This is a genomic window from Anaerocolumna chitinilytica (genome assembly GCF_014218355.1).
Lineage (GTDB): Bacteria > Bacillota > Clostridia > Lachnospirales > Lachnospiraceae > Anaerocolumna > Anaerocolumna chitinilytica.
Window position 1 is genome coordinate 4,911,047 of record NZ_AP023368.1, and the last position, 11,715, is coordinate 4,922,761.

12 protein-coding genes are annotated in these 11,715 nt (G+C 37.5%); all 12 read right to left on the reverse strand.

The genetic code is table 11. The features are described 5' to 3' along the window. Positions 1 to 3: 3 nt before the first annotated feature. Complete coding sequence (locus tag bsdcttw_RS21390; protein ID WP_185256814.1) at positions 4 to 1,059, reverse strand: glycosyltransferase; 1,056 nt, start codon at positions 1,057 to 1,059, stop codon at positions 4 to 6. A 79-nt stretch (positions 1,060 to 1,138) separates the two neighbouring features. After that, entirely contained in the window at positions 1,139 to 2,299 is a 1,161-nt protein-coding gene (locus tag bsdcttw_RS21395) for a radical SAM protein (protein ID WP_185256815.1), read from the reverse strand. A gap of 38 nt (positions 2,300 to 2,337) precedes the next feature. After that, entirely contained in the window at positions 2,338 to 3,690 is a 1,353-nt protein-coding gene (locus tag bsdcttw_RS21400; protein WP_185256816.1) for a tetratricopeptide repeat protein, read from the reverse strand. 37 nt (positions 3,691 to 3,727) lie between these two features. Further along, entirely contained in the window at positions 3,728 to 4,795 is a 1,068-nt protein-coding gene (locus bsdcttw_RS21405) for a glycosyltransferase family protein (RefSeq protein ID WP_185256817.1), read from the reverse strand. Then, complete coding sequence (locus bsdcttw_RS21410; protein WP_185256818.1) at positions 4,776 to 5,972, reverse strand: CgeB family protein; 1,197 nt, start codon at positions 5,970 to 5,972, stop codon at positions 4,776 to 4,778. Before bsdcttw_RS21410 ends, bsdcttw_RS21405 begins: the two co-directional genes overlap by 20 nt. 174 nt (positions 5,973 to 6,146) lie before the next feature. After that, positions 6,147 to 6,977: a flagellin N-terminal helical domain-containing protein gene (locus bsdcttw_RS21415; RefSeq protein ID WP_185256819.1), complete on the reverse strand. Its 831-nt coding sequence runs from the start codon at positions 6,975 to 6,977 to the stop codon at positions 6,147 to 6,149. Between the two features lie 121 nt (positions 6,978 to 7,098). Beyond that, positions 7,099 to 7,587: a flagellar export chaperone FlgN gene (flgN, locus tag bsdcttw_RS21420; protein WP_207726447.1), complete on the reverse strand. Its 489-nt coding sequence runs from the start codon at positions 7,585 to 7,587 to the stop codon at positions 7,099 to 7,101. 13 nt (positions 7,588 to 7,600) lie between these two features. Continuing rightward, a complete protein-coding gene (gene fliS, locus bsdcttw_RS21425; protein ID WP_185256821.1) occupies positions 7,601 to 7,975 on the reverse strand; it encodes a flagellar export chaperone FliS in 375 nt (124 codons plus the stop codon). 60 nt (positions 7,976 to 8,035) lie between these two features. After that, positions 8,036 to 10,357: a flagellar filament capping protein FliD gene (gene fliD / locus bsdcttw_RS21430; RefSeq protein ID WP_185256822.1), complete on the reverse strand. Its 2,322-nt coding sequence runs from the start codon at positions 10,355 to 10,357 to the stop codon at positions 8,036 to 8,038. Positions 10,358 to 10,374: 17 nt separating this feature from the next. Beyond that, entirely contained in the window at positions 10,375 to 10,794 is a 420-nt protein-coding gene (locus bsdcttw_RS21435) for a flagellar protein FlaG (RefSeq protein ID WP_185256823.1), read from the reverse strand. Between the two features lie 170 nt (positions 10,795 to 10,964). Continuing rightward, positions 10,965 to 11,189, reverse strand: a complete 225-nt coding sequence (csrA, locus tag bsdcttw_RS21440) for a carbon storage regulator CsrA (protein WP_185256824.1) — start codon at positions 11,187 to 11,189, stop codon at positions 10,965 to 10,967. Position 11,190: 1 nt separating this feature from the next. Then, on the reverse strand, positions 11,191 to 11,658 hold the full coding sequence (gene fliW, locus bsdcttw_RS21445; protein WP_185256825.1) for a flagellar assembly protein FliW: 468 nt from the start codon (positions 11,656 to 11,658) through the stop codon (positions 11,191 to 11,193). Positions 11,659 to 11,715 lie beyond the last annotated feature (57 nt).

The following is an 11,715-nucleotide window of genomic DNA, read 5'->3' on the forward strand; positions in this document are numbered from 1 at the left end:
CGTTTAATGCTGTTGCAGTTTTTGAATTGCAGGCGGGTAATCTCCGCATTTTTTATAATATAGAAAGGCTTCCTCTTGATAACCCAAACATTCATATATTACAGCTATATTATAATGAGCAAGGTATCCATTCACACCTTCTACCTTACATTCAGGCATTCCTGCTGCTTTTTCAAATTCTCCGATTGCTTCCTGAAATTTTCCGTTATTCATAAATATTAAACCCATCAAAAACACAAAATCCGCCGAAGAACTGAACTCATCATATATATTCCATATCTGCAGTGCCTTTTCATACTGTTCTGTATTTAATAAGGAATAGCCATAACTCTCAACTAAATCCCATACATACCCCAAATCAAGTTTCAAGTCAATACTCAACACTTTTTCAAAGTATTCACAAGCTGTCTTATAATCCTCTTCCATATAGAAGCTCTTTCCCAATTGGTACAGCAAGTAAGGATCACCAGGTTGCTGCCTGTTCTCTGATTCAAGTAATTGAATATTCCTTCGGGTTTTTTCCTTACGTTTTGCAAGGTCCCCCTCATAGCCAAGATGCTCAACAACTAAAGGTAAATTATAATATATAATATTTTCCATTATTTTCTGGCACCATGTTATTTGCTCATGAATTTTTCCTTCATATCTATAATATTTCTTCGAAAATAATCTTCCTATCCGTTCATGGCTTTTATACTCATGGTTATTTCTGGTATAACGATTGATTAAAAGTACCCTTCCAACCTCATTCGAATGATTGCTAAGCAGCATTTCTAATTGGTTTCGATCAATTTCCTCCAACTTTTCATCTCCATCCAGCACCAGAATATACTCACAGTTTGCTTTACTGACGGAATAATTTCTTGCAGCTGAAAAATCATTACACCAAGGGAAGTCATATACCTTATCCGTATACTTTAAGGCTATGGCCTTCGTAGAGTCCGTTGAACCGGTATCCACTATTACTATTTCATCTACGAGTCCAGCCACACTCTTCAAGCACTGCTCCAAATACTTTTCTTCATTTCTTACTATCATGCAAAGACTTATTAGCTTCATTATTTCACCTGCATTATTCTAAAATAAATATCTTAGTATTAAACCTTCATCATTTTTATTCTCATTCTTCCTTAACTGATTATAATATCCAATCACTTAAAGTTGGATTCACTGATGCTTGTTCCCATTTAATGTTCTTGGATTCTCCGCAATATTTGCAACGTTCCAGTGGTGTTAGGAGAAATGATTTCAATTTTTTAGTTGTTAAATTCTCATCATAAAGGCTTATATTCTCATTAATGGGTAAACTTTGATTAAAGGTATCATTGAAATATTTTGTCACAAAAGGGAAAAAGCACGCTCCCAGTTTTCCATCATATAAATTATTACAATGTGCCTGAAAACAATTTAAAAAGACACTTTCCTTATCCGTATCGCCTTTTAAAGACTGCTTCATAGTAAATTCTTCAGTAAAGGCCGTGTTATTAGTATACATAATCTCATTTAAATCAAGGAACTCAAGTATACTTTCCTGGCTATTTCTTAATGGCGGATACCAGGATATATGAACAAAGACATCATTCTCTTTAATAGCATCAATTAATTCGCTGGTCATTTGCTTTATCAGTATTCCATTCGTAACAATTGTAATACAGGAATAGGGGTATAATTTTCTGGTTAATGTCACGTACTTATGTAATTCATTATTTAGTAACGGTTCACCACCTAGTATTCTAATTACACCAATGTCTGTAATAAATTCTGATAACTTACTCAAGTCCTTAGCGAATTTTTCATAATCAGTAAAACGAGGTTCTTTAACCAATGGTGAATAATGCTCACAACCCCTACAGTTTAAATTGCAATGATCTGCAACATGATATTCCAAATATGGCAGATACCCACAATCCAAATAGGGAGTAAACATATTTTCAGCTTCTGGTAAAGTAAAACTATCTTTGAGAAAATACTCTCTTGGCACATAATAAATATCTTCTATTCGAATTCCTAACTTAATAAGCTCTGAACCTATAAAGTGAAACCCGGCATGATTAATTGTTGGTATCATAATAGCTTCTACCGCATTCATTTTATATAGTCTGGAAAATTCCTCACAGCTAACCACTACAGCATCCAACTCAGAGGTGCATTCAGAAGAAGCACCCATAAAATTCACAAAACATGCAACCTGCAGTTGTTCCCCACCACATAATTCAATGTATTTGTTATATACATCTGTAATTAATTTATATAAAAAAGTACTGGCACCGTTTACACCATATACTGCCACATTTATCATATGTTTTACCTTAACATCCCTTTATATTGTTTCTCTTCTTACTCATATAGTAACTGTATCATATTCTTAATATCTTTCTCGAAGACTATTTCTTCTTCTTTTATCTTTTTTCTATAATCGTCATAATCGCGGCTGATTTCATCATAATTCTGTACCACTTCTTTTATTTTCCCAATAATAGCTGAAATATTTTCTTCTTTGTCTTCTATTTTATATTCAGATGGAATCGGTATATCACAAGGATTCGCAGCAGCTCCTCTCAATCCTACTATAATGCAGCAACCGCAAATGGCTGCTTCCCTTGGTATTCTGTCTTTTCCCGGATGATTACCAAAATCAACATACACCATACTGCGGCACATTATTATTCGCATTTCCTCTGGTGAATAATAGTGTAAAGGTATCCAATTCAGTTCTGGCGATGCTTTTATCAGCTTTTGTGTGAACTCATACCCTTTCGCAGGATTATAAAGCACATTTGCATAACGTTGATGTCCAGGATTTCCCTTCATAGCCTCAACCATAAACTCTTTATTTAAATAATCGGATAGATACTCCACCTCATTGGGACTGATTCCCTTTCCAAGCAAATACTCTTTTGCATACTGTGATTGCACAAAATGGAGAAGTCTATTATTTTCTTTCCTTTTTATTAAATCAATTATATTTTCTTCCGTTTCCCCAGAACATTCTAAAGCCCGGAAAAAATTATCAACACTTAACCACCAGAGAATCGATTTTGCATTCATTATTTTAAGTGCTAATTGCGGCATTACCTCTGGTACTATAAAAATATTTCCTTCCGTGTCATAAACATCCATTATATATCTTGTACGGTATTTTTTAAATCTCTCCGGAACAGGCTCTTTCACTTTACCGTAAAACATGTAGGCATCACAGCCTAATTGGCTCAATTTGTCGCATAGCTGATGCAATAATTCTGTACCGCCTGTAGCTACAGGAGTTAGACATACAATATATATCTTTCCTTCAGGTTTTTTTGAATTGTAATTCTTTGTATTTTTACTCTCAGCTTCTTTCAGCGCTTCCCTTAATACAATCTGCATCTCCGGATCGCTCATATTTTTTAAAGCTTGTCTATAACTGTTTTGTGCCAGAGCATATTCTTCTATTCTTGTATAAGCACATCCTAATTCATATAATAGGCATGGATTTTCATCATACCAGGCACACCCCTCCAGCAAAATTTCAAGTGCTCTATCATAATTTTCTTCACACTTTGCAATATTTGACTTCAAGGAGTATATTTCCCAGTCCTCTGACACTTCTTCTTCATAATGAGATAACATTCTTTTTGCTTCTTCCAGCAATCCGTTATCTGTCATCCATTTTATATTCACCTTTAATGCATCGCGGATAGATGTATCCATTAATGTTTCCTCCCAGTTTCCAAGCCTAGCTGACTTTTTATTTATTAATATGTTTCATTCCTTCTGTTACTGCGTAAAATATTTCTTCCAGACGGTCTTCCAGACGAAAATCATTCTCCACTCTGATTCTCCCCTTTTCAGCTATTGCTTCACGCTCTTCCTCATGTTCCAGATAATATTTTACTTTCTCCTCCATATCCTTCATATCCTCGTAAACGATAAGTTCTTCTCCCAGGTTAAATCCAGCAGCAATTCCTTCTTGATACCCTGTCAGAATAAATCCTCCAGCAGCCATTGTTAGAAGCATTTCGTATGGAATTCCAGTTCTGCATTTTCTGGAAGGGATACAGACATTCACAGCTGGCACTTCTGACTCACTATATAGACCAAGTGCTTTTATTCTGTTTGTAACCTCTTCCCTTTCATTCTGGGTAATAGTATCACATAAAAAATCATCAAGCATCACAGATATCTTCTTCTTACTATAATCCCCAGCTCTATATGGCTCATATAATACTTTTCCCATTTCAGTTCTGTATTTTCCATTTATCAGTTTCGGAAGAAAGTGATATCCATATACTCTTTGCTGTGCTTCAATCAATCCTCTTGTATAACCTTTGGCATACCACGAATAATTATTTTTCAGATAATAAACAGGATAACTGTCGGTATTGCACAAACATACTGTATCAGACTGTAAACTTCTGTCCCTTAGATTTACCCCAGGTTGAAGGCTGAATATATGTCCAGGATTCTTCTTCCAAAATCTTTCGGCGATTCTTTCCTCTGCAATGAAAATATAATTCCATGGGCTTTTTATGGTTTCAGAGTACAAAGTATTCCATGACTCCCCCATTTCCCACGCAATATAAGGAACTCGGCTAATCGCACAACCCCTGGATAAAGCAGGAAAATAACCTATGCTCCACAACATATCTATCTTCTGCTCCCGTATATATTCTGTCAATTCTTGTACAAATTCCACCTCATAATCCTTCTCCGCTGGGCTTTTGCACAACTCTATTACTTCAATCTCCACATTCAGGAGTCCTTCTTTCACCATCTGCTCCATTCGGTGCCCTGTTTTACATAGAAGTACCCTCATTATGAATATCCCCCTCTACAATACTTAGCATTTCAGCCAGTCTTTTTTTATAACCATGGAATGCTTTGACCTTCTCATAGCCATTTTGCGCTATCTGTTTTCTTTCTTCCTCATGTTCAAGATAATATTGAATCTTCTCTAGCATACTCTCTTCATTCAGAAAATAATCAAAATCTACTCCCGGCTCGAAATGTTTTAGCATATCTTCTTGGTAGTTTGTAAGCAAAAAGCCGCCGGAGGCCATAATATCCCAGCACCGAAGCGGAATTCCTGTTCGAATTGAGCAAAGCGTTATATTCAGGTTTATTTTGCTATGACGAAATACGATAGGCATCTCATAGTAATAATGAACCGTTCCCTGGTTAATTGCCTTTTTATACCGTTTGGTGCTGCCAGGGGTATATATTTTTAGCTGAAATCTCTCAGATATCTGTTTTATCATGTTGTGTCGAACCAAAGAAGTTACCTTGGGAGCAAGATAATAATCCGAATATAGTCGATTTTTATGAGCAATTGTACCATCATCCCGATTTAAAACTAACCCTTGGTCTATGCTTCTGCTAATATCCTCCGGTTCTAACACATCTTCCAGAATATTAATACCCTGAATCTGTGCCTGTGCCCGTGCTACCGCATCACTGAATCCCTGGAGATAAGCAGGACTATTTTTATACAAATCTCTCTGAAGGTCTGCCTTCTTATCATATAACTTTCCAACAAATGAAACATCGGAAGTGAACCGTTCAATTTGCTCTTCCGTTTCTGGGATGGCTTCGAGATATTCTGCTTCTGCTGCTAAGGGCATATAGAACACTTTACGTATTCCTTCCTTACGCAAACTGTCACATAAATTCTGGTCAAAAGAAAAAATATAACATTCCGGATAATATGCAGTGGTATTCCAAACCTGAAACAGAGGGCTGTCGTAAAGCCAAGCCATATATATAACACCATTTGCATGACAGGCTTCAGCAATGCTTCCCATGAAATTATAGCTAAGTACTCTGTCAAAATAATTATAGGATAATACCTTAATCGCCTGTTCCAAGTAAACTTTGTTATCTCTATCTTTTTTTATATCAAATTCAACACGTTCTACTTCATGTCCCAAATCCTCCAAAGCCTTTACCACATGAAGAGCACCAAAGCATTGCCATTCAATAAATAGTATCCTCATTCTGCCACCTCTTTCAAACTCCACTAATCCTATAAATACTATAGATTTTTTATGTCTAAGACACATATAAGAATATATCGGCTATTTTACCTTTCTCCTTAATTCTTTCAATAATAAAACAAAAGAGCCTATTTTAGGCTCTTTTGTTTTATTATTGTATCTTATTTTAGGTAATTATCTTAACAGAGAAAGTACGCCCTGTGTTGACTGGTTAGCCTGTGCAAGCATTGATTGAGCAGCCTGCTGTAAGATATTATTTTTAGAGTATGTAACCATCTCTTTAGCCATATCAACATCACGGATACGGGATTCTGCTGCAGTAAGATTCTCAGCAGTATTATCTGCATTAGCAATGGTATGCTCTAAACGGTTCTGCATAGCACCCATAGTAGAACGCTGGGAAGATACTTTTGCAATAGCTGCATCAATTACAGAAATCTGATTGGTAGCTGCGCTGTATGCACTTACATTGCTGCTTACGCTATCAATGCTTAATGCACTAGCCTGCATATCACTGATATTGAATCCGATACTCTGTGCGCCATTTGCACCAACCTGAAGTGTTATCATAGAGCCTGTTGCAGAATAGTCACCGCTCATCAACACTTTTTTATTGAACTCTGTCTGTGTTGCGATTCTTGTAACTTCGTTTGTAAGCTGTCCTAATTCTTCTGTGATAGCAGTACGGTCTACGCTGGTATTTGTATCATTAGATGCCTGTACTGTGAGTTCTCTCATTCTTTGCAGAATAGAATGTGTTTCATTTAAAGCACCTTCTGCTGTCTGAATAAGTGAAATACCATCCTGTGCATTTGTAGATGCTTGCTCTAAACCTTTGATCTGTCCACGCATTTTTTCAGAAATAGAAAGTCCTGCTGCATCATCACCTGCACGATTGATTCTGTAACCGGATGATAACTTTTCTGTAGATTTAGCCTGAGCTGATCCTGTAATACCTAACTGTCTGTTTGTGTTGGCTGCAGCCATATTGTGTTGAATTACCATAATAATTTCCTCCTTGAATGTTCAGCAGCATCCGTGCTGCCGTTGTTTTTAAGTAAATTTTCTTTACTTAGTATATATATCGACATCATTTAGCAATACTTTATATCTAAAATGATTTTTTTTATTTTTTTTTGTCTAAAAAGTAAGACTGTCCATCCTGATGCTGATTGACCATGTTATGCTGATATAATTCCGCAGCTTTGCTGCCAGACTTAAAACTTTTTATTTCTTGACGTTTACCTGCCAGATAGAGGAGCAGCCTCTCCTTATTCCTAGCCTCTAAGGCCTGAAGAGTCATGCTTTTATCCATTATGCTGCGTATTAACTGCTGCGCTTTTTGAATATTCTCCCACAGACCTGAAGCCTCCGGAAGTACCTTAACCAACCGTTGGTACAAAGCCTCAAAGCCATCCTCCAACTGGTTTAACTCAACGATAAACTTCTCTTTATCCTCCATCAAGCTCTCAAAACTGTCCATAGAAAACTCCTTCTCCTCTAACAGCCTTTCCTGCTCCCTGGTAATATCTATTAAAGAGGTAAGAAGTTTGTCTTTTTTATATAAGGTATCTAACATAATACGGATATAAACTTCATTCTGATTTTCTGACATTTTGCTCACTTTCTTACTGTGCTTTTGCCACTTTCATAACTTCTTTCCAAGTGTCACGCATTTCTCTGATATAGCTAAGGGCTTCCTCCAGGATTTCCTTCTCCTTCTTTACATTAGCATCCACAAGGCATCGATAAATATAATCATATACTTTTTCAAATTCCTTTGCTACCGGATACTTATGATCCAGAGTATAACGCAGCTCCATAATAATATTTTCTGCTTTTACAATATTAATATGACACTTTTCTGTATCACTACTCTCAATAGCCATCAAAGCCATATTGGAGAATTTAATTGCTCCTTCATAAAGGCTTAAAGTAAGCTCAGCCGGGGAAGCTGTCTTGATTGCGTTGTTCTGATAAGTAGATGCTGCATTGATTGCCATTCTAAACCCTCCAATTGTTTCACTTTTTCTTTAATTTGTTACTTCTCAAAAACGAATTATTTAACCACCGATTAGGTTCGTTAAAGATTTGGTGCTGGATTGAATTTTAGCAAGAGCTGTTTCCATAGCTGAGAACTGCTTATAATACCTGTCCTCAATATCCTTCAATTTTGTTGTCCAATCCTTTATGTCCTTGGTATATTGTGTAACCTGGCTTTTCATTTCCTTGTCATTGTAAAAGGTAAGCGCACTGTTGAGTGAAGTAGACTTCATCTTATCCTGCAAACCAGAGGACAACTGTCCGAAGATACCTGACAATGCATTTGCAACAGCCTCCGGATTTGATGAGAGCGCGTCCATTAACTTATTAGTTTTGGAAGAATACGCAGCGTCCTCCGAATCTCCTTCAATATGTAATAGACCCTTTTCCGTATAAGAACCCGTTACAATACCAAGTGATGCCAGAGTATAATTCTTGCCGCCAATGGTAATTCCTCCCTGCAGACTGGTTCTAAAGGTATTTATTACACTGTCCAGGCTATCGTCTCTACGAAGCAGCGAATCCTTAATCTTATCCTCCCACAATTCAATCTGCTTATCAGACATAGCCTGCTTCTGATCATCTGTCAGAGGTTCATAACCCTTAGCGGAATCTGCATTATACAGGGTGTTCATTTCTTTTAGTACATCATTATAGCCCTTTATAAACCCTTTGATCATATCATAAACCGACTGAGAATCATTTGTCACGTTAATACTTACCGTTGTACCAACCTGGGCGCCCTTCAGGTTATATGTAACACCTGCAGCTGTAAGAGTATTGCCTGTGACTGTCATATCCGCTCCATCAAGACTCACCTTGGCATCCGTGGAACCCTTTAATATAAACCCAGTTGGACCTCCGGCTACCGGAGACACTGTAGTAGTCTTACCATCTGCGGATACATCAACCTTCATATCTGCTAAGCCAAGATTAGAGAGAAGCGCCGGTGCTGATGTCACCGGAGTCCCTATATAGTCGGTTAGGGCCGTCTTATATGCACCTACGGCACCGGATATAGAGTCCGCTCCTGTTTCCGCTTTCAAATCAGCCGCCCTGGCCGTTACCTTAGCCGCTCCTGCATCCGTTGCTATATAAGCTTTGGCTGCATTTGAAAGTGCTGAATCCAAAGACTTCTGATAGGATTCTTTCGCCTTATTATTTAACCCTTCCTCCTCTGTGGCTCCATATGTTTCATAAAGCCTTTTGTATTCTGCATCAATATCAGCGTTTCTTGCAGCCACATTCTTAGCCGGATCCGGATCATTATAGACAAGTGTTCCATCTTTCATTTTTTGATCGATAGTGGCAGTTGCTTGCTGTCTCAGAGCACTTTTTGCGTTACTTAAAGCTGCCGGTGTAAATTCTAACGGAACCATTACTTTACCATCAACATCAAGTTTATAATAGCTCCTCTGTACAGCAGTCTCAACATCTTTGTAGTCCTTATAAGCAGCAGCATTTTCATCCGTAGCTGCAAGTTTTAGTTCTGCTAAACGTTCTGAGATTATCTCCTGTCCAGCCTTTTGCTTATAGAAACCCTCCTCCATATCGGCTACCTTTTGCTTAGCATCCTGGAGCTTTGACCATGAAGTGACATCTTTGACCGAGTCGTAAGTCTTCTGTTTATTATTCAAATCCACCAATAAAGTACGGTAAGCAGTTACCTGGTCATCTGTAAGTCCCGCTTCTTGTTTCAGCTTATCTGCTGCTGTTGTAAGGGCGGCTGCTTTCCCAGGGTCAGCTGAATAAGTTGCTATAGAAAATACTCCTGCTTGTCCGGTCTTTTTACTGCTGATAAAAAATCTTCCTTGACTTTCATCAAAACTTGCATTCAGACCAGCATCTTTCATAGTATTTACAAAATCGGTAATACTCGTGCCATCTTTAACCTCCAGTTCCTTCACAACAGCACTATCACCCGTTCCCACTGTAACACGTATAATAGTACCTGCTGCTATTCCTTTGGATGCCAGAGTATCACTGCTTTTTAAGTTCTCAACCTGTGCTCCTGTTATATATTGGGCAGAAGCAAGGCTTTTTATTTCAATGGTATGGGTTCCGCTTCCTGCAGCTGTTGTTGCAGTTGCTGTAACTAAATTTTCATTTCCTGAAATTACTTTCTTCGTACTATAATTACCTGACAAACGAACTTTAGAAAGCTGGTCTGTATATAGCTTATAGATTTTTGTATTCAGATCAGCCCATTTTTCCTGTTTCCATTCCAGTTTTGTCTTCTGCTGTTCAAGCTTCGTCTTTTTGGCTGACTTTGCCGTCATAAGCTCTTTGATAATAGAATCAGTATCTAAGTTTGATATCAATCCTGACATTCTTATTGCCATATTTATTCACATCCTTCCTAGCGTTTTTCATCTACCAATATTCCCGCCAGTTCCCAGACCTTTGCTAACATTTCAAGGCTTTTTTCCGGTGGTATTTCTTTGATAACTTCATCGGTTTCTTCATCGATCATTTTGATGGAGATCCTATTAGTCTTTTCATCTACAGAATATTCACATCTCGTTCTTGTTGCCTTAAAATTAGCTTCCGCTATTGTTGCACGAATTTGTCTTGCTGCATCATCATTATTTTTTCCTGCCGTATTGCTCTGAGAGCCATCGGATTCATTATCCTTATAAATTACTGCAGGAGCCGGGTTAGCTGAAACATTCACTGTACTTGCTTGATTCTGTTTTACAGGAGACCCTGAAGTATAAACGGGTTCCTTCCTATTGACCGTGTCGTTATAAACACCTGTTGTTACACTTTCAATTGCCATATCAATCCACCTCCATGTTATTATTACTCTTAAGCGTCCTTGCTTATATTACCTATAGTTCTTTATTGATAATTGACTTTAGCCCTATATTGTTCTGCTTCTCTTTTTATCGGCATTTTATCCTATATTGTTTATATCCTCTTCTTAATCCACGTTTAGATTTTGTGAGATTACTTTTGGAACAGATTCATTAAGATATCAACCGTAGCCTCACTGCTCGCCGCTTCTTTATTCGAATCCGTAATCTGCAAATAAATTTCTTTGCGATAAACAGGAATTGACTTAGGAGCATTTATCCCTATCTTCACCTGATCACCCTTTACTTCAAGAATAGTCAGTTCTATGTCATTACCGATTATGATTGATTCACCGATTTTTCTGGATAGCGCTAACATGCTAATCCTCCTTCCTTGCCTCTTTCATTTTGCGGATGGCTTCATAGATGTTATACTTCACAGGATAATCATTATTCTCAACCATGATCTGACACCCTTTTCGAGTATCTGAGTTAATGATAAAAGGTGCTTTCAAATTAACTGTGACCTTCGTCATATCTTCAGGAACTGTGACTGATACAAACACCAGTACATTCTCATTGCTCATTTCTCCTAAAGGGGTTAACAATGCATCTTCTATCGTTGGATTATAATCCGATTTCACAATCAAAGGATTCATAACCGGAATTGCAAGCCCAGGTTCTTCGATGCATTGGAGCCATGAAATAGTTGGTTTCTCACCTTCTTCAATATCATAAAGAATAGTATATTTATTATATCCTTCGAGACCCATAATTCCCTGTGGAAATTCTATGATCTTATTTTCTTCTAAATCAATTTCACCAAAATGTTTCGTCCTTATAAGCATTTATGCTTGTCCTTCCTTCCTTAAACACCTGAACTATCATCCCTTAATCCAAAACCT

Excerpts from the sequence above, each read along its gene's own strand:
- csrA (WP_185256824.1), bottom strand. The coding sequence starts at position 11,189 with ATGTTAGCGCTATCCAGAAAAATCGGTGAATCAATCATAATCGGTAAT.
- bsdcttw_RS21435 (WP_185256823.1), bottom strand. The coding sequence starts at position 10,794 with ATGGCAATTGAAAGTGTAACAACAGGTGTTTATAACGACACGGTCAAT.
- bsdcttw_RS21405 (WP_185256817.1), bottom strand. The coding sequence starts at position 4,795 with ATGAGGGTACTTCTATGTAAAACAGGGCACCGAATGGAGCAGATGGTG.
- bsdcttw_RS21390 (WP_185256814.1), bottom strand. The coding sequence starts at position 1,059 with ATGAAGCTAATAAGTCTTTGCATGATAGTAAGAAATGAAGAAAAGTAT.
- fliS (WP_185256821.1), bottom strand. The coding sequence starts at position 7,975 with ATGGCAATCAATGCAGCATCTACTTATCAGAACAACGCAATCAAGACA.
- fliD (WP_185256822.1), bottom strand. The coding sequence starts at position 10,357 with ATGGCAATAAGAATGTCAGGATTGATATCAAACTTAGATACTGATTCT.
- bsdcttw_RS21400 (WP_185256816.1), bottom strand. The coding sequence starts at position 3,690 with ATGGATACATCTATCCGCGATGCATTAAAGGTGAATATAAAATGGATG.
- fliW (WP_185256825.1), bottom strand. The coding sequence starts at position 11,658 with ATGCTTATAAGGACGAAACATTTTGGTGAAATTGATTTAGAAGAAAAT.
- bsdcttw_RS21415 (WP_185256819.1), bottom strand. The coding sequence starts at position 6,977 with ATGGTAATTCAACACAATATGGCTGCAGCCAACACAAACAGACAGTTA.
- bsdcttw_RS21410 (WP_185256818.1), bottom strand. The coding sequence starts at position 5,972 with ATGAGGATACTATTTATTGAATGGCAATGCTTTGGTGCTCTTCATGTG.
- bsdcttw_RS21395 (WP_185256815.1), bottom strand. The coding sequence starts at position 2,299 with ATGATAAATGTGGCAGTATATGGTGTAAACGGTGCCAGTACTTTTTTA.
- flgN (WP_207726447.1), bottom strand. The coding sequence starts at position 7,587 with ATGTCAGAAAATCAGAATGAAGTTTATATCCGTATTATGTTAGATACC.